We start from the raw sequence: 23923 nt of genomic DNA, 5'->3' as shown, positions 1-23923 counted from the left end.
TATTTCAATTTAATTATTGTATAATGAATTGACTGAAGAAAAAGGAGGGTGTTGGCAATGACAAAATTAGACGCGACATTGGCAATGCTAAAAGAATTAACAGATGCACGTGGTATTGCTGGTAATGAGCGTGAACCACGTGAAGTAATGAAGAAATATATTGAGCCGTTTGCGGACGAACTTTCTACTGATAATTTAGGGAGTTTAGTTGCGAAAAAAGTAGGGGAAGAAAACGGCCCGAAAATTATGGTTGCAGGTCATTTAGATGAAGTTGGATTTATGATTACACAAATCGATGACAAAGGTTTCCTTCGCTTCCAAACGGTTGGTGGCTGGTGGTCACAAGTTATGCTTGCGCAACGCGTGACGATTGTAACGCGTAAAGGAGATGTAACAGGTGTAATTGGTTCAAAACCACCGCACATTTTACCTCCAGAAGCTCGTAAAAAGCCAGTTGAAATTAAAGACATGTTCATCGATATCGGTGCTTCTAGCCAAGAAGAAGCGATGGAGTGGGGCGTACGACCAGGAGATCAAGTTGTACCTTACTTTGAATTCCAAGTGATGAAGAATGAAAAAATGTTACTTGCAAAAGCATGGGATAACCGAATCGGTTGTGCAATTGCAATTGACGTATTAAAACAATTAAAAGATGAAAAGCATCCAAATGTTGTATATGGCGTTGGAACTGTACAAGAAGAAGTTGGTCTTCGTGGCGCAAAAACATCTGCGAATTATATTAAACCAGATATCGCGTTCGCAGTAGATGTTGGTATCGCTGGAGATACACCGGGTGTAACGTCAAAAGAAGCACAAAGTAAAATGGGCGATGGACCACAAATCATTTTATATGATGCTTCTGTTATTGGACATACAGGTTTACGTGATTTCGTAGTTGATGTTGCTGATGAATTACAAATCCCGTATCAATATGATTCAGTAGCAGGCGGAGGAACGGATGCGGGTGCGATTCACATTGCTGTAAATGGTATTCCTTCTATGGCAATTACAATTGCAACGCGCTATATCCATTCTCATGCGGCAATGTTACATCGTGATGATTATGAAAATGCAGTGAAGTTAATTGTAGAAGTTATTAAACGTCTTGATAAAGAGGCTGTACATAACATTACATTTAATTAATAGAAAAAGCGAAGGAGCTTCTCCTTCGCTTTTTTATGTTTTAAAAAGGCCTTTCTAATCCTGCAGCAGTATGAGCCCCTAAAATAATTAAACGAGTTAATTGCATCGCCATAAAATGCGGGGTATATATCATCCCTCTTTTTAGCCATGACATAATCATTCCTAGGTGGGCACCAGTAACATAACTAATGAGAATATCGCGTGGAACCATTAGTTTTTCATCGTTAGGTTGTGAAATAGAGAGGCTTAATGTTAAATGCGTTTGAATTGCTTTCATCATCTTATACGTATAGTTTCCAGCAGCTTTATCACCAAGCATGACGTTATAGAAGTTAGTGTTTTCTGCAATATGTTCGAACAAGGCCAAAAAACTTGGATGTGGCGAATCAAATGTTAGTTGGAAATCTTCTTTATTTCTATTTCTCGGTTTAATTACTTCAGTTAGCTTTTCTAACATTTCTTCAATGCTTTTGTCTAGTAAGTCATATTTATCGTGGTAATGGCTATAAAATGTAGCGCGGTTTACAGGAGCGCGTTCTGCGATATGTTGCACAGTTACATTTTCAAAGCCTTTTTCGCCTACTAAAGCGACAAAAGCATCCTGTATGAGTTGTCTCGTCCGTTTTACACGTGGATCATTTGTATTTTTAATAGACATTTTTATTTCCCCTCGTTTAATTTTCTATACTTAAACAACATATTGGTATTATATTGTTGTTTAAACGACATTTCATACGTGAATTGTCGGTTGTAGATTCAAAATAATTATTTATAATTATAAACGATAGTCCTTCAGAAATCAGCACCGCTCGCAGGTAGATAAATTTCGATTTACGCTGCAGATGGTGTGATTTTTTTGTTAAAAGGTTAATATAATTAACAATTAAACAATCTAAACAATAAGGACATAAATAGTTTAGAAAAAAATTATATGCGATATAAGGAGAGGAATGCAATGAATCAGTTTCGAAGAATGGTAATTATCAACATTATCACATTAATTGTACTAGTTGGCGGCGGTATTGGCGGTTATTACTATTACAATCAAACGGAAAATTACTTAAAAACAGACAATGCAAAGATTGATGGAAAGGTAATTCCGGTTGCTTCACCAGTAGCAGGTAAACTAACTGACTGGAAAGCTGAAGTAGGAAAAAATTATAATGAGAACGATAAATTAGGTACTGTTACTGTAGCGGCAGCTAATGGAGAACAAACAGTAGATGTAACAATTCCACAAAATGCAACAGTTGTACAATCAAACGCGACAACAAATGCTTTCGTTGGAGCGGGTAGCCCGATTGCTTATGCATTTGATATGAACAATTTATGGGTAACAGCAAACATTGAAGAAACAGATGTTGATGATGTTCAAAAAGGTCAAGATGTAGATGTGTATGTAGATGCATACCCAGATACAACGTTAACAGGAAAAGTAGAACAAGTTGGCTTAACAACAGCGAATACATTCTCTATGTTGCCATCAAGCAACGCAACAGCGAACTATACGAAAGTAACACAAGTAGTACCAGTTAAAATTTCTTTAGATCATAGCAAATCAGTAAATATTGTTCCTGGCATGAATGTGACAGTTCGTATTCATAAGTAAGGGGGAGATGAGATGTCCTCAATTGTAATTGCAGGATATGCACTATTTTGTATAATCGTCTTCTTCCTTGTAAATCGTCTTTTACGAAAGAAAAAAACGAAAATGGGAGAAGAACAAGTCCCAGCCGTAAGTAAAATAGAAGTAAGTAAAGTTGAAACAGAAGAGAAAGAAATTGAACGAAAGCAAGAATCGGAAATTTCTAATGTAGTTGAGTTAGAAACAGGAAAGCAAGAAGAAGTAAAACAAGAAAAAGAAGTGCCGAAAAAACAAATGTCTATGCCTGTAGAGAATGTGAACGTAAAAGCAGTTGTAGCTGTATTAATTCTAGGCATGTTCGTTTCTATTTTAAACCAAACAATCATTAATGTTGCATTACCTCCGTTAATGAATGAATTTAATGTATCAACTTCAACAGCACAATGGTTAATTACAGGCTTCATGCTTGTAAATGGTATTTTAGTACCGATTAGTGCCTTTTTAATTTCACGATTTACGTATCGTAAATTATTCGTAGCAGCAATGTTATTCTTCACGGTAGGATCTATCATTTGTGCTACTTCAGGAAACTTTACAATGATGATGACAGGTCGCGTAATTCAAGCAGTTGGTGCGGGTATTTTAATGCCGGTTGGTATGAATATCTTCATGACGTTATTCCCGCCTCATAAACGCGGAGCGGCGATGGGATTACTAGGTGTAGCGATGATTTTAGCACCAGCTATCGGACCAACTGTAACAGGTTGGGTGATTGAAAACTATAGCTGGAACTTAATGTTCTATGCGATGTTTATTATTGGTTTAATTATTACGTTCCTATCTTTAAAATTCTTTACACTAGCTCAGCCGGTGTCTAAAACGAAATTAGATATATTCGGTGTGGTTAGTTCAAGTATTGGACTAGGAAGCTTATTGTACGGATTTAGTGAAGCTGGAAATAATAGTTGGACTAGTGCAGAAGTCATTATTTCACTTGTTATCGGTGTAATTGGTTTAGCGTTATTTATTTGGAGAGAGTTAACAACGGACAATAAAATGCTTGATTTACAAGTATTTAAATATCCAGTATTTACTTTTACTTTAGTAATTAATGCAATCGTTACGATGGCATTATTCGGAGGTATGTTATTGCTTCCAGTATATCTGCAAAACATTCGTGGCTTTACGCCAATTGAATCTGGTTTACTACTTCTTCCAGGATCATTAATTATGGGGATCATGGGACCAGTAGCGGGTAAATTATTCGATAAATATGGTATTCGTCCATTAGCGATAATTGGATTGGCAATTACGACGTATGCGACATATGAATTTACAAAATTATCGATGGATACGCCGTATAGCGTTATTATGACGGATTACATTATACGTTCAATTGGTATGTCATTCATTATGATGCCAATTATGACAGCTGGTATGAACGCGCTGCCGATGAAATTAATTTCTCACGGTACAGCAACGCAAAATACGTCAAGACAAGTAGCGGGTTCAATCGGAACAGCTATTTTAATTACACTTATGACGCAACAAACGACTGCTCACGTAGCTGATTACGGCAACATGTTAACAACATCAAACCCAATTTTAGTTGATAAAGTACACGGCATGGGTCAAAGCTTAGCGGCCTTAGCTGGATCAGCTCAAGCAGGAGACGCGATGAGCACACAACTATTATATGGACAAATTTCAAAGCTATCTGCAATTAACGGTATTAACGATGCCTTCTTAATCGCAACGATACTAGCAGGTATCGCTTGGGTGTTATCGTTCTTCTTACAATCAGGCAATAAACCAAATAGAAAAGCAGGGAATTAATTTCCCTGCTTTTTTGTCTTTTTAAAGAGTGAGATATAAAAAATGATAACCAGTTACGGAGCACAGCCCTGCTAGAAACAAAATTATCCCCATAGAACAAATACTCGATATTTGCCTGCCGCTTATAATAGCTAATAGTCCAGCTAAAGAGAAGAAGCACCAATATAAAGTTCCCGAAATTGGAACCATCCCCTCTAAATCTATTCCAGAACCTATACAAACGATAGGAACAACGATAAGTAATATGCTAATTAAACCAGCTATAATAGTGAGTGATTTATGATATTTAATACCATAAATAATTAAAAAAATACCAACGATAAATGCGCATAACATTAAAGTAAGAGCTAAAATCATCCAAGTTAATATTCCAAACACTTCTGGATTACCTCCGATTTGGAGGGTGCTAAAAAATATTATATATAGAATGAATCACCTACAGACATGAGCTCCCAGAAGATAACACCTAATATTCCAATGGTAAAAATAATGAATCCCATATTACGTATACTTTTAATTTTGGCTTGTACTCCACTTACCCCTGCTAATAATCCAGTTAAAGAAAATAGGGTCCAGTAAAGAGCAGTTGGAATCGGGAAAATTGTATCGATATGAATCCCTACACTTAAAAGAACAAAAGGTAGTGTGACAAAGGATAGGCTAAGTAGCCCCATTAAACCAACGAGTAATTTCCGATATTTAATCCCCGTTACTATTAAAAAAATACCACCAGCAATCCCGCATAGTAAGAGAAGTGGCGTGAAAAGCATCCAAATAATACTGAACATATGTAAACTCCTTTATGTGAATTAAGTTATATTTTACTACATGAGGTTTATTTTGGATATTATTAATGAGTATATATAAATTGAAGGAAATGGGTAATAACGATACGGATTATCAAAAACGCTAACCGCAGAAGAGTTTGAAGTTATGATAAAAGAGTAAAGAGAGGTATCGCGATGATACCTCTTTTTAACTCAAGAATGCCAAACATGTTATTCATAATATGAAATAACATAGCTGGAATAATGGACTTTGTTTTTTTACATAAAATGGCCATTAATAATCCCATAAAGAAAGTAATTACCATTACCCCAAGTGAGTATGTATGAGCGATACCGAAGAAGAAACTTGTTACGATGGCTGCAATCCAAAATGGAAAGCGTTCTGAGAAGAAGCGAAGTATAAAACCACGGAAAATAAGTTCTTCAAAAATGGGTGTGAGTATTGCAAAGCTGAGAAGTAATAATATTTGATATTGCTTAAAGACGTCTAAGCTTAGTGCGGAAGATTGCTGCTTTGTTGCGTCTTGGAACACATAATTTAACAAGATGTAATTGAGTATGATGTTGATAACGAAGAAAAGAAGTAAGTATACGTATGTGCGCCATTCTTTCAGTGTTTTAAAGTTAAAAGATTTTAGTAGTAATTTTTTTGCGGGTTCGAATTTAAAAATGAAGAATAACAATACAGCTAGTTGTAATACGGTACTTGCAGTATTTGCAATAGATTCATACAGGGCAACTTGTTTTTTAACTGTAAGACCTGCTGTATAAATTGTTAATGGCATTGCGAGGAACATAGTAATAAGTCCAGTTCCAAAAAAGGCGAATAAAACAGAGCTAATAAATTGTCCCCATGACATCGAGTGTTTTTGTTCATTAGAAAGCTGTGTAGCGGGTTGCATTTGTAAAATCACCTCTTTTATATTTGCATATTTAATTATAAAGTAAGATGTTTTTGAATGTAACATTTAAATATTACATATAAAGTGAAACTTTAATCATTGGGGAGGTTCATCCCCCACTGATTATCAGCCCTCACCAATCGGGCTTTTACGGGCAGTTGATTCTCCACCTAACTTCCTCGTCGTTGCTGAATTTCGAGGTGGGGGTCTTACTGCTCGTTAATGCGGGATAAAGGTTTATTTTCCATAAAATAATAAAAGAGGTATCACCCTGTAGTGATGCCTCTTTCTCATTGATAACTATGTTCTGTCTTGTTATTCAATTTTGCTTGCTCTATTTGCAATTCACGCTCTACCAATCGATCTAATTGCTGAATTGCTTTAAGTGCTTTTTCATAAGAAATTGTTCGATAATGATGCGCTCCGCCCGGTTCTTCATCTGCTTCGTCTGCCCATTTAATAATATTTTGAAGAGATGTTCTTTCAATTTCTTGTTCCACTAAGAAAGAATCTGTATGAAGAAGAATTGCAATAGAAATTTCTTTTGCTAGTTTTGGATGTTCTCCTAATCTAATAAGTAATTTATGTGCTCTTTCAGCGCCTTTAATTGCATGGATATCATTCTTTTTATATAAGTCATAATCCCATTCGCCGCCTGTGTACCACGTATGATGTCCGATATCATGAAGGAAGCCAGCTTTTGTGGCAGCATCGACTGAGGCGTGATGCTTTTTGGCTAGGTGAAACGCATGGTAAGCGACAGCGATCGCGTGGACCATTCCAGAACGGTTTACGTATTTTTGTGTAATGTGGTGTTTAAAAATTTGTTCAAGCGTAATACGGTGCATAAAACATTCACTCCTTTTATCTTATGGTGTATATGAAGAAAAATCGATCGGTTTAAATGTATTTTGAACATTGTACTCCATTCATAGTTCGTTAGTAAAGTAGAAATGTTTAGGAGAAGAAAAAATTTTTCTGCAAAAAAATCACCTTAGCTTATGCAAAGGTGATTTTCAAATTGCTTATTTTTTTAATCCTTGCTCTAGTGTTTCTAACATTTCGTGCTTTTCATTTTCATCAGCATTTTTCCAAATGACTTCAAATAAAACGCCAAGACCTGGAAGCATTTTTTCTTCACCGCTTTGAATTGCATCGACGATTGTTTCTTGTAATTGATCTTGTGAATTTCCAGATACATTCGCTAATACGGCACCGCGTAAATTAAAACTCATTGCTTTCACCTCTTCTTCAGAATTGAAACTGACGTTAGTTTTTGTTCTTTTTTATGTAAATATGTATGAAAAATAGGCTATAATGATAAGACAAGAAGAGAGGGAAATACATATTATGAAAAACATTGATTCAGTACAAAATCCGCGTGTAAAGCAGTGGAAAAAGCTGCAAACGAAAAAAGAACGCGATAAAAAAGGTTTATTTTTTGTAGAAGGATTCCACTTAGTCGAGGAAGCTTTGAAGACAGGAATTGTAACAGAACTTATCGTTTCAGATCAGACAGACCTTCCGAAAGATTGGACAGTTAATGATGTGGAAATGTACATCGTACCTGAGGCGATTGTAAAAATACTTCGTGAAACAGAAACGACGCAAGGTGTATTTGCTGTTTGTGAGAAGCATGAGAAAGAAGTAGCTCTTACTGATGGGAAATTCCTTTTATTAGATGGCCTGCAAGACCCAGGTAATTTAGGAACAATTATTCGTACAGCTGATGCAGCTGGTATTCACGCCGTTGTGCTTGGAGAAGGTTGTGTTGATGTTTACAATAGTAAAGTACTCCGCTCTACACAAGGCTCTATTTTCCACTTACCAATTGTAAAAGGGAACTTAGAAGAATGGGTAGACAAGTTAAAAGAAAATAACGTTCCTGTATATGGAACAGCTCTTGAAAATGGAGTTCCGTATGGTGAAGTAACGCCGGCTGGCAGTTTTGCATTAATTGTAGGAAATGAAGGAAATGGCGTACGCCAAGAAATTCTTGCAAAAACGGATCAAAACTTGTATATTCCGATTTACGGCGGGGCAGAATCATTAAATGTTGCGGTTGCAGCAGGGATTTTAACGTATTATTTGCAAAGCCCGGTTGCGAACAAATAAAAAACTTCTTATAATAAGTTGAAGTACATTATATTAAAAGTTAAATAACGAAAAACGTTGATAGAGAAGAGTAGCTTACAAAATCGCCATATAGGGAGAGAATGTCGTAGACTGAAAGCATTCTTATGGTAGACGAAAGTGAATTCACCTCTGGAGTTGACGCCAGGACCATGTATATGTAAAGGCGTTCCGGTCAGAATTGATCGTTATAACTAATGAGTGGGCAGACATGTTCTGTCAATTTAGGGTGGTACCGCGAATTTACCTCGTCCCTTTTTGGGAGCGAGGTTTTTTTATTTTTAAAATTAGGAGGGTTCCAAAATGGAAGCACGTTTAAAAGAGCTAAAGCAAAAAGCGTTAGAGCTTATTGAAGAAGCGAAAGAGCTGAAAGGCTTAAACGACGTACGCGTAGCGTATTTAGGAAAAAAAGGTCCAATTACAGAAGTATTACGCGGCATGGGAAAATTATCAGCAGAAGAGCGTCCACGTATGGGAGCATTAGTAAATGAAGTACGTGAAGCGATTCAAACGCGTCTAGACGACAAAATTAGTAACTTAGAAAAAGCAGTAATTGAAGCGAAATTAGCTACTGAAACAATTGATGTTACATTGCCAGGTCGTCCTGTTGAAACAGGTTGTCACCATCCGTTAACGGCTGTTGTTGAGCAAATTGAAGATGTATTCATCGGTATGGGTTATGAAGTAGCTGAAGGAACAGAAGTAGAAAAAGACTACTACAACTTCGAAGCACTAAACTTACCGAAAGATCACCCAGCGCGTGATATGCAAGATACATTCTACATCACAGAAGAAACGTTACTACGTACACATACATCTTCTGTGCAAGCACGTACGATGGAAAATAATAAAGAAAAAGGCCCAATTAAAATTATTTGTCCTGGTAAAGTGTATCGCCGTGATGACGACGATGCGACGCATTCACATCAGTTCATGCAAATTGAAGGTCTTGTAATTGATAAAAACATTCGTATGAGTGACTTAAAAGGTACACTGCAAGTATTCGTGAAAAAGATGTTCGGTGAAGATCGTGAAATCCGTCTTCGTCCAAGTTTCTTCCCATTCACAGAGCCATCTGTAGAGATGGATATTTCTTGTATGATGTGTCATGGCAAAGGCTGCGGCACTTGTAAAGGAACTGGCTGGATTGAAATTCTAGGCGCAGGTATGGTTCACCCGAACGTACTTGAAATGGCTGGTTATGATTCAAAAGAATATCAAGGTTTCGCATTCGGTATGGGCGCAGAGCGTATCGCAATGTTGAAATACGGAGTAGATGACATTCGTCATTTCTATACAAATGATGTACGTTTCTTACAACAATTCAAACGAGCGTAAGGGAAGGAGAGGATAAGTATGTTCGTATCATATCGTTGGTTACAAGAGTATGTAGATATTAAAGATGTAACAGCACAAGAACTAGCAGACAAAATCACGAAAAGTGGTATTGAAGTAGAAGGCGTTGAAGTATTAAATAAAGGTGTAAAAGGTGTTGTAGTTGGTCACGTATTAGAATGTGAAAAACACCCAGAAGCTGATAAATTAAGCAAATGCTTAATCGATATCGGTGAAGAAGAGCCAGTTCAAATTATTTGTGGAGCTGCTAACATTGCAAAAGGTTTAAAAGTACCAGTTGCAAAAGTTGGAGCTGTACTTCCTGGTAACTTCAAAATCAAAAAAGCAAAACTACGCGGTGAAGCTTCTCACGGTATGGTTTGTGCTCTTCAAGAGCTTGGTATTGATGGAAAGTTAGTTTCAAAAGAATACGCAGATGGTATCTTCATCTTCCCAAGTGACGCTGAAGTTGGTGCAGATGCACTTGAAATTTTAAACTTACACGATGAAGTACTTGAGCTTGGCTTAACACCAAACCGTGCAGATTGCTTAAACATGTTAGGTGTTGCTTACGAAGTAGCTGCTATTTATGGCCGCGAAGTAAAGCTTCCAGCTATCGACTTACAAGAAACAGCAGAAAAAACTTCTGATTATATTTCTGTAAGTGTAGAAGCGAAAGAAGAAAACCCATTATACATTGCAAAAATGGTTAAAAACGTAAAGATTGGTCCATCACCAATGTGGATGCAAACTCGTCTTATGGCAGCTGGCATTCGTCCAATTAGCAACGTAGTGGATATTACAAACTACATTTTAATGGAATACGGTCAACCGTTACATGCATTCGATTACGATAAATTAGGTTCAAAAGAAATCGTTGTTCGTCTTGCAAAAGAAGGCGAAAAAATTGAAACGTTAGATGATCAAGAGCGTACATTACAAAGCCACCACCTTGTAATTACAAACGGCACGAAAGCTTTAGCTGTTGCTGGTGTAATGGGCGGGGCGGATTCTGAAGTTACAAATGAGACAGTAAACGTTCTAATTGAGTCTGCATATTTTGCAGGTCAAACAGTACGTCGTACATCAAAAGACTTAGGTCTTCGTAGTGAATCAAGTGCACGTTTCGAAAAAGGAATCGACCCAACACGTACATTTGAAGCAATTCAACACGCAGCTGCTTTAATGGCGAAATATGCTGGCGGTGAAGCACTTGAAGGTGTAGTAGAAGCTGACAACTTACAAGTACAAGAGCGTACAGTATCTGTTACTGCTGAAAAAGTAAACCGTGTATTAGGTACAAATATTTCTGCGAGTGAAATGGGTACAATGTTCACAAACTTGAAATTCCCATTCACAGAAGTAGAAGGAACATTCCACGTGAATGTACCAGCACGTCGTCCTGATATTACAATTTCAGAAGACTTAGTAGAAGAAGTGGGCCGTCTATACGGTTATGACCACATTCCAGTTACATTACCTTCTGGAACGATGACTCGTGGTAAATTAACATCAGCACAAACGAAACGTCGTAAAGTACGCCGCTTCTTAGAGGGTGCTGGTTTATATGAAGCAATCACGTATTCATTAACAAGCGCTGACAAAGCGAAACAATATATGGTTGAGCCAAACGAAAAGGCGCCTGTAGGTCTTGCGCTTCCAATGAGTGAAGAACGTAGCCAACTTCGTTTAAGCTTAGTACCGCAATTACTAGAAGCAGTTTCATACAATGTCGCTCGTAAAAACGACAGCGTTGCTTTATACGAAGTAGGTTCTATCTTCTTACCGACAGAAGAAGGAGAACTTCCGAAAGAAGAACAACATCTTGCAGGTGTTATGACAGGTCTTGCTCTTCACCATGCATGGCAAGGTGAGAAGAAAGTAGTAGACTTCTTCGTTGTGAAAGGTGTACTAGAAGGACTATTCGACGTACTTGGCGTTGCAAACCAAATCACATATGCACCAGCAAAACGCGAAGGTATGCACCCAGGCCGTACAGCTGACATCGTATTAGATGGCGAAGTAATTGGTTTCATCGGTCAATTGCACCCAGAAGCAGAAAAACAATTAGATGTGAAAAATACATTCGTATTTGAATTATCTCTTGTAAAAGTATTCGGTGCAGACGCTGAAGAAACTTACTACGCAGCAATTCCACGTTTCCCATCTATGACACGTGACATGGCTGTTGTAGTAACAAAAGAAACAAAAGCTGGTGAAATGAAGCAAGTCATTGCTGAAGCTGGCGGAGAACTTCTGAAAGACGTAACACTATTCGACTTATACGAAGGTGAAAAAATGGAAGAAGGCAAGAAATCACTTGCATTCTCTATGACTTACTTCGATGCAGAACGTACATTAACAGACGAAGAAGTAACAGAAGCACATAACCGTGTACTAACAACGGTAGAAGAGAAATTCGGTGCGGAGTTACGTAAGTAATTAGAAAATTGCCGGATATATTCCGGCAATTTTTTTATTGGGTTAGTTGTCGGACACTGTCGGTAAGTCGATATATTACAAAAATCGCTCATATATTTTCCGACACCTTGCATCTTTCTCTCGAATGTAGTACATTAATTTTAGTTTAACAAAATGAAAGACGATGATAAGGAAAAGTAGTATATACTATAATCCAAAGCGAGTCAGGGACGGTGAGAGCCTGATGAGGCGGTATATGTGAAGAACACCTTGGAGTTGCTAACCGAAATTGAATCTTGTATTCAAGAGTAGACTTAGACGGGAATCCGGCCTGTTACAAACCGGGAAGTATGTATTACATACGAGTTAAAGTTGGTCTTTATGACAAATTGGGTGGTACCGCGAAGTTTAACCTTTCGTCCCTTTATGGATGAAAGGTTTTTTTGTATTTAAATATATGAGCAAAGGAGAATTTCACTATGGAAAACACATTAGTAAAAAGTCTGTATAGAGATACAGAAAAGTATGCAGATCAAACAGTACAAGTATCAGGGTGGATTCGTAACTTACGTGATTCAAAAGCATTTGGTTTCATCGAATTAAACGACGGTAGCTTCTTCAAAAGCGTTCAAATCGTTTTCGATACAGAATTAGAGAACTTCAAAGAAATTGCAAAACTTCCACTTAGCTCTTCAGTTAAAGTAGAAGGTAAAGTAATTGCAACGCCTGGAGCGAAGCAACCATTTGAAATTAAAGCAGAAAAAATTGATATCGAGGGCTTATCAGATTCTGATTACCCACTTCAAAAGAAGCGTCATACATTTGAATACTTACGTACAATCGCTCACTTACGTCCAAGAACAAATGCATTCTCTGCAACGTTCCGCGTACGTTCTATCGCAGCATTTGCGATTCACCAATTCTTCCAAGAGCGTGGATTTGTACATGTTCATACACCTATCATCACTGGTAGTGATACAGAAGGTGCTGGCGAAATGTTCCGCGTAACAACGCAAGATTTAAATAACCTACCAAAAGGTGAAGACGGAAAAGTTGATGAGTCAAAAGACTTCTTCGGTAAAGAAACAAACTTAACAGTAAGTGGACAGCTGAACGCTGAAGCTTATGCATTAGCATTCCGTGATGTATACACATTCGGACCTACATTCCGTGCGGAAAACTCAAACACAACTCGCCACGCTGCTGAGTTCTGGATGGTTGAGCCTGAGATTGCATTCGCTGAACTAGGGGACGTAATGAACCTTACAGAAGATATGCTGAAATATGCAATGAAATACGTATTAGAGCATGCACCAGAAGAAATGGAATTCTTCAACAGCTTCGTTGATAAAACAGTTCTTGAGCGCATGAACAACGTAATTAACTCTGACTTCGGTCGCATCACTTATACAGAAGCAATTAAAGTGCTTCAAGAATCAGGTGCTGATTTCAAATACCCAGTAGAATGGGGAATTGACTTACAAACAGAGCACGAAAGATACTTATCAGAAGAAATCTTCAAACGCCCTGTATTCGTAACTGACTATCCGAAAGACATTAAAGCATTCTACATGCGTTTAAATGAAGACGGTAAAACAGTAGCTGCTACTGACCTTCTAGTTCCTGGCATCGGCGAATTAATCGGCGGAAGCCAACGTGAAGAAAGAATGGACGTTTTAGTAGACAGAATTAAAGAATTAGGTATGAACGAAGAGGATTACTGGTGGTACTTAGAACTTAGAAAATACGGCGGTACAAAACACGCTGGATTCGGTCTAGGTTTCGAGCGCTTCCTAATGTACATCACTGGCATGGCTAACATCCGTGACGTAATTCCATTCCCAAGAACTCCAGGTTCTTCTGAGTTCTAAAATGTGAAAAAAGCGAGAGGATTTCCTCTCGCTTTTTCTTTTGCATAGTTTATTACCCTGTAGCAAAAAGTAACGCGAAGGGGTGAATATAAATGAGTAAAAAAGTGAAAAAAGATCATTCAAGATCGGGCCTAGGTTCTCCAGAAGTAGAAGGACAAGGAACGACGACACATGAAACAGGTTCACATAAAGTACCTTCATCAAATAAGAAGCAGAAACGAAGCTAACATAAAAAAGGAGAGTCTTGGCGACTCTCCTTTTTTCATGTATTACATCTTCTTATCGTTAATTTCTTTTGTAATCTTATTTATGTCTTTGCCTAATCGATCTAAATAGAAAAACCACAGTAAACTCATGAACACGTAATAGATGGCCATCACGCCAAGATTATCAGATATATTTTCGAATGTGGATTTAGTAGTGAAAAAAGCTCCTCAAATGGTAGAAATAGTGAAGTAAGAAAGTGGGCCTACGAGGTGTACGAAAACATATAATATCTTTTTAACTTTTACAGCGTTCATATGAAAAACCTCCTTTTTCTAATCATACATTCAAGTTCCTCACAGAAGTGTTGTAGTTTTGCTGGATTATGTATTAACGAGCGAGCATCGTGTTTCCCGATAAATCTTCGAATCCGAAAGTTTAATAAGAAAGAGCGACCATAACGCTCTATTAGATCGTTGAACGCTCGTTGTTCACTTAGTAGCTGAATGTTTTCCCTAATTTCAAACTGCCTTTCGTGTGGATCGCCTAGTAAAATATTTAGAATCATTTGTAGAAGTAGCAATGGGGATCCCCTCCTATGTTAGAATAATCTGTATATTATAATTGTAACAAAACTATAAGGACAATAGTAGGGTGAAACAAAAAACAGGAGTTTGTAGGCTCCTGTTTTTGTCGATACTATCTTAATAAGCGAAGCGCCTTCTCCGTATTAGCGAAATGCAGTTTCACAAACTCAGGTAATCGTTCTTTACCAAGCTTTTGAATTAATTTAGCAGCGGCGATATCAACTTGTTTACCGGCACCTTTTGGCAGCGGCATACCAGCTTTTTTACTTAGTTCATCAAATTGTTTTACGAATGAGTAACGAGCTAAAATGGAGGCAGCGGCTACAGCTAAATGGACGCTTTCGCCTTTCGTTGCGAAATAAACATTTTCACGCTGTACCTGTTTTTGTTTTGCTAAATATTTGTAGTATGTATCAGGTTGTGTGAATTGGTCGATTAAGACGCCTTCAGGTTTTGTAGGTGCCATTTTAGCTAATAAGTTTGTAATAGCTTTATTGTGTAGCAAGGCTTTTAACTTACCTTGGTTGTTTCCTTTATCAAATAGCTCGTTATATTTTTCGTTATGAAGGACAAGAGAGCTATAAGGAACAACGTGTAGAAGTTGTTTCGCAATGGCAGTAATTTGATCGTCATTTAAGTTTTTAGAGTCTTTTACACCAAGTTCTTTTAGTAGTGGAATTTGCTTTGCATCCACATATACAGCAACGACTGTCATCGGTCCAAAGAAATCTCCCGTACCAACTTCATCAGACCCTACAATAGACATTGTACCGATGGAAGCAGGAGGCGCATAACGATGGGAATCGACAGATTTTTTTACAGCTGTTTTCGGTGTTTGAGAGACAGTTTGCCAACGAGAAGCTTCTGCTTCAGCGCGGCCTCCTTGGAACATTACTTTTCCAGATTTATACGCTGTAATCGTGCAAGATGGTACCTTTGCCATGAAGATCCCGCCTTGCGGAGTTTTTGGGCTAAGCGAATGTTTATATTGTTGTTTCATGTCTTCAATTACTGTAGAATTTGTTTGAATTACGATAGAATTTGACATAATGGTCGCCCCTTTTTTTATATTGTTATTTTTATCATATCGGATTGTTCTTTCTGTTTCCATATTATGAAGGTTCATGGTATGATAAACTTTAGGATTCTGTACGTGATTGGAGGCCGGTGAGTTGTCACAACAAAAGGGAAAGAAAAGTCGAATTAATGTAGAAATCTATGGTCAGCAATATTCAGTTGTTGGCGATGAAAGTACAAGTCATATCCGCATGGTAGCAGCGATTGTGGATGATAAAATGCGCGAACTCAATGCCAAGAATCCTTCGCTTGACACGAGTAGACTAGCGGTATTGACGGCGGTAAACGTCATACACGATTACATAAAATTAAAAGAAGAACATGAGAAATTGAAAGAAAGTATGACAAAAAAAGGAATGGAATAACATGATTGATATTATTATCATTTTACTGCTTGTTATGGGATTTTTCCTCGGCTTACGCAGAGGGTTTATTCTGCAACTTGTAAAGTTAACAAGCTTTATTATCGCATACCTTGTTGCATACTGGTACTGTAAAGATTTAGCGCCAGCACTTGCGAAATTTATTCCGTATCCATTTGATAAAAACGTATCTGTTCCAGAATGGATTGATGCAAATAATATTGAGACAGTATTTTATCAAGCGCTTGCGTTTATCATATTGTTTATTATCACTAAAATTGCACTTTCATTACTTGGTAATTTGTTAAATATGTTTGCAGAAATACCGGTTTTAAAGCAAGTAAATGCGTTTGCGGGGGCAATCCTCGGATTTTTAGAAGTATATATTATTTTGTTTGTCTTAATTATCATTGGAAATATTCTTCCGATTGAACAAGTACAAACACCATTACAAAAATCATCAATTAGCAAAATAATTGTAGACGATACACCGATTCTATCTGAAAAGGTGAAGGAACTATGGCAGACAGGTAGCAGAGTATAACTTCTCTTTTTTCGGAAAGAGAAGTTTTTTTCTATGAAAGAAAGGCGGGGCAATGATGAAAGTAAATAAAAAACAAGTGATCAAATTATTAGAGACAATCGGGCTTTTTATGGAACTAAAGGGTGCGAATCCATTTAAAATATCTGCATTTCGTAAAGCGGCAGCAGCATTAGAAAGTGACGATCGTAGTCTTTCTGAAATTGAAGATTTCACAAAGATTCCAGGAATCGGAAAAGGAACAGCAGCCGTTATACAAGAATATATAGAATCGGGAACATCTGAAGTATTACAAGAACTTGAAAAAGAAGTACCAAGTAGCTTATTGCCGTTATTAAAACTACCAGGTCTTGGTGGTAAAAAGGTGGCTAAGTTATATAAAGAGCTAGGCGTTATTGATATGGAGACGTTAAAAGCTGCTTGTGAGGAAAATAAAGTACAAGCTTTAGCTGGTTTCGGTAAGAAGACAGAAGAGAAAATATTAGAAGCAATCGATCAAGTAGGCTCTCGTCCAGAGCGTTTACCAATTGCGATGGTATTGCCTATTGCCGGGGAAATAGAGGAGAAATTGTCGAATATTGCTGAAGTAATTCGTTTCTCTCGCGCTGGTAGTTTGCGCCGTGTTCGTGAAACAGTGAAAGATTTAGATTTTATCATTGCAACGACAGAACCAGCAGCGGTACGTGAGCATTTACTACAATTTGATAATATGATTGAAGTAATAGCAAGTGGAGATACGAAAGTTTCTGTCCGTCTTCAATATGAATATGATATTTCAATTGATTTCCGTTTAGTAAAACCAGAAGAGTTTATTACAACTCTTCACCATTTCACAGGATCAAAAGATCATAACGTAAAAATGCGTCAAATCGCAAAAGATAAAGGCGAGAAAATTAGTGAGTACGGTGTAGAGAACTTGGAAACAGGTGAAGTGAAAACATTTGAGACTGAAGAAGACTTCTTTGCTCATTTCGGTTTGCCATTTATTCCGCCAGAAGTGCGTGAAGATGGAAAAGAAATTGAATTAATTAAAGAGTATCCGAACTTACTTCAGTTTTCCGATATACAAGGTGATTTACATATGCATACAACTTGGAGTGACGGTGCTTTTTCTATTGAAGAAATGGTACAAGCGTGCCGTGCTCGTGGATATAAGTTTATGGCGATTACTGATCACTCGCAATACTTAAAAGTGGCGAACGGTTTAACGAAAGAGCGTCTTCGTGAGCAAGCGAAAGAAATTGAACGTATGAATGAAAAGTATCCAGACATTACAATTTTACGCGGAATTGAAATGGACATTTTACCAGATGCCTCGCTTGATTTTGATGATGAAGTATTAGCAGAATTAGATTATGTCATTGGAGCGATTCACTCTAGCTTCTCACAAGACCGTGAAACGATTATGAAGCGTCTACGTACTGCATTTGAGAATAAACATGTCACAATGATTGCCCATCTTACAGGACGTCTTCTCGGGCGTCGTGAGGGTTATGATGTAGATACAGATTTATTAATTGAACTAGCAAAAGAGACAAATACAGTTTTAGAATTAAATGCGAATCCGAACCGTCTAGATTTAAGCGCGAAATTATTAAAACAAGCACAAGATGCTGGTGTGAAAGTAGCGATTAATACGGATGCTCATACGCTTGAAATGTTAGAAGATATGGAAACAGGTGTAGCAGCAGCACGTAAAGGTTGGATTCAAAAAGATAACGTGATTAACACGTGGGATATTGAACGTTTATTAGACTATATTAAACGTAATAAGTAATACAAGGGGGACCTGCAACATGTTAGAAAGAACGTTGCGTGTATTAGAATACAATAAAGTAAAAGAACAATTACTTGAACATACAGCATCTTCACTTGGTCGTGACAAAGTGAAGCATTTAGTGCCGAGCACTGATTTTGAAGAAATTGTAGAAATGCAAGATACAACGGATGAAGCAGCGAAAGTTATTCGTTTAAAAGGTAGTGCACCATTAGGTGGTATTACGGATATTCGCTCAAATGTGAAGCGTGCAAAAATTGGGAGTATGTTAAGTCCAAATGAATTACTTGATATTGCAAATACGATGTATGGTAGTCGTAATATGAAACGCTTCATTGAAGATATGGCTGATAACGGTGTCGAGCTTCCGATTTTAGAAACTCACGTCGCTCAAATTGTATCTTTATATGATTTAGAAAAGAAAATTACAAATTGCATCGGTGACGGCGGTGAAGTAGTCGATAGCGCAAGTGATAAACTGCGTGGTATTCGTACTCAAATTCGTACTGCGGAAAGTCGTATTCGTGAAAAGTTAGAAAATATGACGCGCTCTTCAAACGCGCAAAAGATGCTGTCTGATTCGATTGTAACGATTCGTAACGAACGTTACGTAATCCCAGTAAAACAAGAATATCGCGGCGTATATGGTGGTATTGTTCACGATCAATCGGCTTCTGGACAAACGTTATTTATTGAGCCACAAGTCATTGTAGAATTAAATAATGCACTGCAAGAAGCACGTGTGAAAGAAAAACAAGAAATCGAACGCATCTTATTAATGTTAACAGAAGAAGTGGCAGTAGAAGCGGATATCGTTTTATCAAACGTAGAAGTAGTTGCAAATCTTGATTTCATCTTTGCGAAAGCTTTTTATGCGAAGCGAATTAAAGCGACAAAGCCGATTGTAAATAACGAGCGTTACATGGACTTAAGACAAGCACGCCATCCGCTTATCGATCCAGAAATAATCGTGCCAAATAACATTATGTTAGGGAAAGATTTCACGACAATTGTTATTACAGGACCGAATACAGGTGGTAAAACAGTTACGCTGAAAACAGTTGGTATTTGTGTGTTAATGGCGCAATCTGGCCTTCACATTCCAGTAATGGATGAGTCAGAGATTTGTGTATTCAAAAATATCTTTGCTGATATCGGTGATGAGCAATCGATTGAACAGAGTTTAAGTACGTTCTCCTCACATATGGTGAACATCGTTGATATTTTAGAAAAAGCTGATTTTGAAAGCTTAGTTTTATTCGATGAATTAGGTGCTGGAACAGACCCACAGGAAGGGGCTGCACTTGCCATTTCAATTTTAGATGAAGTATGTAATCGCGGTGCTCGCGTTGTTGCAACGACGCATTATCCAGAATTAAAAGCATACGGATATAACCGTGAGCAAGTTATTAATGCGAGTGTTGAGTTTGATGTAAATACATTAAGTCCAACTTATAAATTATTAATCGGTGTACCAGGCCGTAGTAATGCCTTTGAAATTTCGAAACGTCTTGGATTATCTGATCGCGTTATTGAGCAAGCACGCAATCACATTAGTACAGATACGAATAAAATTGAAAATATGATTGCGAAGTTAGAAGAAAGCCAGAAGAACGCAGAGCGTGACTGGAACGAAGCAGAAGCGCTTCGCAAACAATCTGAAAAACTGCATCGTGAATTACAACGTCAAATCATTGAATTTAACGAAGATCGTGATGAACGATTATTAAAAGCGCAAAAAGAAGGAGAAGAAAAAGTCGAAGCTGCAAAGAAAGAAGCAGAAGGCATTATTCAAGAACTTCGTCAATTGCGTAAAGCACAGCTTGCAAATGTGAAAGACCACGAGCTAATTGAAGCGAAGAGTCGTCTAGAAGGCGCAGCGCCAGAGCTTGTTAAGAAACAAAAAGTAAATGTGAAAAATACTGCACCGAAACAACAGTTACGTGCAGGTGATGAAGTGAAAGTATTAACGTTCGGTCAAAAAGGTCAACTACTTGAAAAAGTAAGCGATACAGAGTGGAGCGTACAAATCGGTATTCTGAAGATGAAAGTGAAAGAATCTAATATGGAATACATTAACACACCGAAGCAAACAGAGGAAAAAAGCAGTTGCAACGGTAAAAGGTAGAGACTATCACGTTTCATTAGAACTTGATCTTCGTGGTGAACGATTTGAAAATGCAATGGCGCGCGTTGAGAAATACTTAGACGATGCCCAGCTTGCAAGCTATCCTCGCGTATCAATCATTCACGGTAAAGGGACAGGAGCACTTCGCCAAGGTGTACAAGATTACTTGAAGAAGCATCGCGGTGTAAAAACCTTCCGTTACGGTGACATGGGCGAGGGAGGCCTAGGCGTAACAGTTGTCGAATTAAAATAGAAAACAACGAAACAAAGGGGAAACCATTATATGTTTATGGACAAACTTGCAAAAGTATTGTTAGCTTGTTGTGGAATATTTTTGGTGATTGGGGTTATTTATTTAGTTGTTTTTGCGAAGTGAAAAAGCGTCAATCGTGGCAGAATGATATTGCCATAGATTGACGCTTTTAATATATGTGAAAAGGAATAGAACATGAAAATCAACCAATACATAAGCGAAGCAAAATTATGCTCCAGACGTGAAACAGATCGTCTCATTAAAGCTGGACGCGTGGCTATTAACGGCGAAATATGTACGCACGGTGCACTCGTAAGCGATGGTGATAGGGTAACGATTGATGGGCAAGTTATTGTAAAAGAAGAGAAAGAAAAAGTGTATATCGCATTTCATAAACCAGTCGGAATTACTTGTACAGCAGCCGATCATATTGAAGATAATATTATTGATTATATCAATTACCCAGAGCGAATCTTTCCAGTTGGGCGATTAGATAAAGCATCAGAAGGACTTATTTTATTAACGAATGACGGCGGCATTGCGAATCAAATTTTACATGGTGATCATGAGCACGAGAAAGAATATGTTGTCACAGTCGATAAACCTTTTACGGACTGGTTTATTGATGAGATGTCCCGCGGTGTAAAGATTAAAGATGGAATGACGAAGCCGTGCAAAGTGACAAGAGTCGATCAATCAACATTTCGTATCGTTTTAACGCAAGGAATGAACAGGCAAATTCGTAGAATGAGTCGTGCTTTCGGATTTACTGTAATAAAGCTAAAGCGAGTACGCATTATGAATATAGAGCTAAATGAGCTTGAAGTTGGAAAGTGGCGGAGCGTTACAGCTGAAGAGTTAGAAATTTTAATAGGGCAGTTATAGGGAGGAAAATTTTTCTCCCTATATTTTTTTGTCAGAAAAAATAAAACTATTGATTTTTTAAAAAATAGCCCATATAATAAAAAACAACAAGTTTCGACAAGATATTTTATAAAAGTAATGATGAGGACATGAGTTGTATTTTACGATTCTCAGAGAGGGAAGCCTTAGGCTGTGAGCTTCCTAATACGAAAAGACAAGCTTACCACCTCTAAACTTCAAGAGTGAACTGCATACATGATGCATTGTAATTCTTGGCGGATAAAACCGTTATCAATTTACACGAGCTATAAAATGAGCTTATTTCGTTATAAATTCATTTTATTAGAATAAGGGTGGAACCACGATTTCAACACTCGTCCCTTTATTAGGGACGGGTGTTTTTTGCGTTCTTTTACGGGGAAGTATGCTTGAAAGAGGATATGTGACGGATTTTAATTCAGAATATTTTGTTAATTTATTATTTTAGGAGGTTAGTAGAAATGAAATCATCTTTAAAGTTTTCAGAGATGTTTGCAATAAGTTTAATGTTATTTGCACTGTTTTTTGGTGCGGGTAATATGATTTTTCCACCAGCATTAGGACAAGGCGCTGGAACAGACGTATGGATTGCGTTGTTTGGTTTTATCGTAACAGGCGTTGGACTACCTTTATTAGGAGTAATTGTTATAGCTTTAAAGGGAGATATTAATGAGCTAGCAGGACGTGTACATCCTATATTCGCACTTGTTTTTATCACTGCAATTTATTTATGTTTAGGCGTATTCGTAAGTGTGCCGCGTACAGGAACAGTAGCTTATGAGATGAGTATTGCACCGTTTTTACCAAGTGAGATAGCTGGTCAGTCATATCCACTTGTTATCTTTACACTTATTTTCTTTGCAGTCACTTTCTATTTAGCTTTAAATCCTTCGAAATTAGTGGGTCGTATTGGTAAAGTGCTAACTCCAATATTATTAGCTGTTATTGCAATTATCGTAGGTAAAGCACTTATTACACCAATTGGAGAATTTGGTGCACCGACAGAAGCGTATAGTGCTCCTCTCTTTAAAGGATTTATTGATGGATATTTAACTTTAGATGGACTTGCGGCACTGGTATTCGGAAATGTTGTAATTCATGCGTTAAAAGAAAAAGGCATTACACATAAAAACAGTATTGCAAAAGTAACAATCTTTGCAGGATTTATTGCAGCGCTTGGTCTACTACTTGTGTATTTAGCACTTGCTTATCTTGGAGCTTCTAGTGTGTCACTTGGAATGGGCGCAAACGGAGGAATTATTTTAACAAATGTCGTGAATCATTTATTTGGTAGCTACGGAACTTTATTACTAGGGATCGCAATTACAGCAGCATGTTTAACAACTTCTGTAGGTATTGTTGCAGCTTGTGGTGATTACTTCTCTTCCTTATTACCAAAGCTTTCTTATCAAAAAGTCGTTTTCATTTTCTGTGTATTAGCATTTATGGTAGCAAACCTTGGGTTAACTCAGTTAAATGCATTAGCATTACCAATCTTAATCGCAATTTATCCAATTGGAATCGTACTTATCGTATTATCACTTGTTGAAAACTACGTTCGTCTTCCATTAGCGATGTATGTGGGCGGGATTGTAGGAGCATTTGCAATAAGTTTCTTTGATGGGTTACACAATGCAAACCTTCAAATTGCAGCGCTAGCACCTATTTTAGATAAGATTCCATTATATAGTGTAGGAATTGGTTGGTTAGTTCCAGGTATAATCGGTATAGGATTTGGTTATATAGTTTCTAAGTTTCAAAAGCAGGAAATTGCTGTAGAAAAATAGAGAAAAGAGGCTTTCTATAATAGAAAGTCTCTTTTTTTGTAAAAAAAGCCGCATATAGAGAAATTTAGATATTAAAAATTTTATACGTAATATAGTTGACAAAAAATTTATGAGTAGGCTAAGATTGACTTAGTTGTGGAAATATTGGAAGGGAAGTGAGGGAAACGGGGTTTCTATAACTATAGTGTTGTTATGGGAAGAGGTGAAAGAAGAGGAGAAGAGAAAATTTATTTTTTTGACTTACATTGAGAATGATAATCAATAAATACGTTTTATAATTTTTTCTCAGT

21 protein-coding genes, 2 pseudogenes and 3 other annotated features are annotated in these 23923 nt (G+C 37.4%); of the genes and pseudogenes, 14 read left to right on the top strand and 9 right to left on the bottom strand.

Annotated features, from left to right (window positions below):
- The first annotated feature begins 57 nt into the window (after positions 1 to 57).
- Positions 58 to 1143: a M42 family metallopeptidase gene (locus BC_RS22820; RefSeq protein ID WP_000163545.1), complete on the top strand. Its 1086-nt coding sequence runs from the start codon at positions 58 to 60 to the stop codon at positions 1141 to 1143.
- A 40-nt stretch (positions 1144 to 1183) separates the two neighbouring features.
- On the opposite strand, the gene BC_RS22815 is transcribed toward BC_RS22820, so the two are convergent.
- Positions 1184 to 1801, bottom strand: coding sequence for a TetR/AcrR family transcriptional regulator (locus tag BC_RS22815; protein ID WP_000023672.1), 618 nt, complete (start codon positions 1799 to 1801; stop codon positions 1184 to 1186).
- Between the two features lie 297 nt (positions 1802 to 2098).
- On the opposite strand from BC_RS22815, the gene BC_RS22810 reads away from it, so the two are divergent.
- Both BC_RS22810 and BC_RS22805 read left to right on the top strand, forming a co-directional pair.
- Positions 2099 to 2752: an HlyD family secretion protein gene (locus BC_RS22810; protein ID WP_001071419.1), complete on the top strand. Its 654-nt coding sequence runs from the start codon at positions 2099 to 2101 to the stop codon at positions 2750 to 2752.
- A 12-nt stretch (positions 2753 to 2764) separates the two neighbouring features.
- On the top strand, positions 2765 to 4564 hold the full coding sequence (locus tag BC_RS22805) for a DHA2 family efflux MFS transporter permease subunit (RefSeq protein WP_000095291.1): 1800 nt from the start codon (positions 2765 to 2767) through the stop codon (positions 4562 to 4564).
- A gap of 21 nt (positions 4565 to 4585) precedes the next feature.
- Here BC_RS22805 and BC_RS22800 read toward each other — a convergent pair whose 3' ends face one another.
- The 5 genes from BC_RS22800 to sspI all read right to left on the bottom strand — a co-directional run bounded on the left by BC_RS22800 (position 4586) and on the right by sspI (position 7489).
- On the bottom strand, positions 4586 to 4942 hold the full coding sequence (locus BC_RS22800; RefSeq protein WP_000467057.1) for a hypothetical protein: 357 nt from the start codon (positions 4940 to 4942) through the stop codon (positions 4586 to 4588).
- A gap of 38 nt (positions 4943 to 4980) precedes the next feature.
- Positions 4981 to 5352, bottom strand: coding sequence for a hypothetical protein (locus tag BC_RS22795; protein ID WP_000491395.1), 372 nt, complete (start codon positions 5350 to 5352; stop codon positions 4981 to 4983).
- 143 nt (positions 5353 to 5495) lie between these two features.
- Positions 5496 to 6254 (bottom strand): CPBP family intramembrane glutamic endopeptidase, encoded by a 759-nt coding sequence (locus BC_RS22790; RefSeq protein WP_001182109.1) that lies wholly within the window; start codon positions 6252 to 6254, stop codon positions 5496 to 5498.
- Positions 6255 to 6544: 290 nt separating this feature from the next.
- Entirely contained in the window at positions 6545 to 7102 is a 558-nt protein-coding gene (locus tag BC_RS22785; protein WP_000554786.1) for an HD domain-containing protein, read from the bottom strand.
- A gap of 177 nt (positions 7103 to 7279) precedes the next feature.
- Positions 7280 to 7489, bottom strand: a complete 210-nt coding sequence (sspI, locus tag BC_RS22780; RefSeq protein WP_000009509.1) for a small acid-soluble spore protein SspI — start codon at positions 7487 to 7489, stop codon at positions 7280 to 7282.
- A gap of 82 nt (positions 7490 to 7571) precedes the next feature.
- Between sspI and BC_RS22775 the strand changes: the two genes are divergently transcribed.
- The 5 genes from BC_RS22775 (at position 7572) to BC_RS22755 (ending at position 14241) form a co-directional block, all read left to right on the top strand.
- Entirely contained in the window at positions 7572 to 8369 is a 798-nt protein-coding gene (locus BC_RS22775) for a TrmH family RNA methyltransferase (protein ID WP_002026395.1), read from the top strand.
- Positions 8370 to 8417: 48 nt separating this feature from the next.
- Positions 8418 to 8646, top strand: a binding site (T-box leader).
- 44 nt (positions 8647 to 8690) lie between these two features.
- A complete protein-coding gene (gene pheS / locus BC_RS22770) occupies positions 8691 to 9725 on the top strand; it encodes a phenylalanine--tRNA ligase subunit alpha (protein WP_000388219.1) in 1035 nt (344 codons plus the stop codon).
- Positions 9726 to 9743: 18 nt separating this feature from the next.
- Positions 9744 to 12164 (top strand): phenylalanine--tRNA ligase subunit beta, encoded by a 2421-nt coding sequence (gene pheT / locus BC_RS22765; protein ID WP_000498186.1) that lies wholly within the window; start codon positions 9744 to 9746, stop codon positions 12162 to 12164.
- Between the two features lie 154 nt (positions 12165 to 12318).
- Positions 12319 to 12570 (top strand) — a binding site (T-box leader).
- Positions 12571 to 12622: 52 nt separating this feature from the next.
- Positions 12623 to 14014: an asparagine--tRNA ligase gene (gene asnS / locus BC_RS22760; RefSeq protein ID WP_000432177.1), complete on the top strand. Its 1392-nt coding sequence runs from the start codon at positions 12623 to 12625 to the stop codon at positions 14012 to 14014.
- A gap of 92 nt (positions 14015 to 14106) precedes the next feature.
- Entirely contained in the window at positions 14107 to 14241 is a 135-nt protein-coding gene (locus BC_RS22755; RefSeq protein WP_000039588.1) for a YuzL family protein, read from the top strand.
- 42 nt (positions 14242 to 14283) lie between these two features.
- On the opposite strand, the pseudogene BC_RS22750 reads toward BC_RS22755, so the two are convergent.
- The 3 genes and pseudogenes from BC_RS22750 to rnhC form a co-directional block, all read right to left on the bottom strand.
- Positions 14284 to 14535 (bottom strand): annotated as a pseudogene (locus BC_RS22750) (hypothetical protein).
- Positions 14532 to 14801 carry a hypothetical protein gene (locus BC_RS22745; protein ID WP_000925539.1) on the bottom strand — a complete coding sequence of 90 codons (270 nt, stop codon included), beginning with the start codon at positions 14799 to 14801 and terminating at the stop codon, positions 14532 to 14534. Before BC_RS22745 ends, BC_RS22750 begins: the two are co-directional and overlap by 4 nt.
- 116 nt (positions 14802 to 14917) lie before the next feature.
- A complete protein-coding gene (rnhC, locus tag BC_RS22740) occupies positions 14918 to 15853 on the bottom strand; it encodes a ribonuclease HIII (protein WP_000071591.1) in 936 nt (311 codons plus the stop codon).
- A gap of 124 nt (positions 15854 to 15977) precedes the next feature.
- Between rnhC and zapA the strand changes: the two genes are divergently transcribed.
- From zapA to brnQ6, 6 genes and pseudogenes are all read left to right on the top strand, one after another.
- Positions 15978 to 16247, top strand: coding sequence for a cell division protein ZapA (gene zapA / locus BC_RS22735; protein ID WP_000082701.1), 270 nt, complete (start codon positions 15978 to 15980; stop codon positions 16245 to 16247).
- Between the two features lies 1 nt (position 16248).
- The gene (locus tag BC_RS22730) at positions 16249 to 16788 is read left to right on the top strand and encodes a CvpA family protein (protein WP_000565409.1); all 540 of its coding nucleotides are present in this window, start codon (positions 16249 to 16251) and stop codon (positions 16786 to 16788) included.
- A gap of 55 nt (positions 16789 to 16843) precedes the next feature.
- A complete protein-coding gene (gene polX, locus BC_RS22725) occupies positions 16844 to 18562 on the top strand; it encodes a DNA polymerase/3'-5' exonuclease PolX (protein WP_000867518.1) in 1719 nt (572 codons plus the stop codon).
- A 19-nt stretch (positions 18563 to 18581) separates the two neighbouring features.
- A pseudogene (locus BC_RS22720) lies at positions 18582 to 20943 on the top strand (endonuclease MutS2).
- 195 nt (positions 20944 to 21138) lie between these two features.
- The gene (locus BC_RS22715; RefSeq protein ID WP_000700716.1) at positions 21139 to 21828 is read left to right on the top strand and encodes a 23S rRNA pseudouridine(2604) synthase RluF; all 690 of its coding nucleotides are present in this window, start codon (positions 21139 to 21141) and stop codon (positions 21826 to 21828) included.
- 108 nt (positions 21829 to 21936) lie between these two features.
- Positions 21937 to 22192, top strand: a binding site (T-box leader).
- Between the two features lie 115 nt (positions 22193 to 22307).
- Complete coding sequence (gene brnQ6 / locus BC_RS22710; RefSeq protein WP_000842634.1) at positions 22308 to 23633, top strand: branched-chain amino acid transport system II carrier protein BrnQ6; 1326 nt, start codon at positions 22308 to 22310, stop codon at positions 23631 to 23633.
- Positions 23634 to 23923 lie beyond the last annotated feature (290 nt).

The sequence above is a fragment of the Bacillus cereus ATCC 14579 genome (assembly GCF_000007825.1).
GTDB classification, from domain to species: domain Bacteria; phylum Bacillota; class Bacilli; order Bacillales; family Bacillaceae_G; genus Bacillus_A; species Bacillus_A cereus.
The sequence above is the reverse complement of the archived record's forward strand: the minus strand, read 5'-3'. Positions and strand labels throughout refer to the sequence as shown.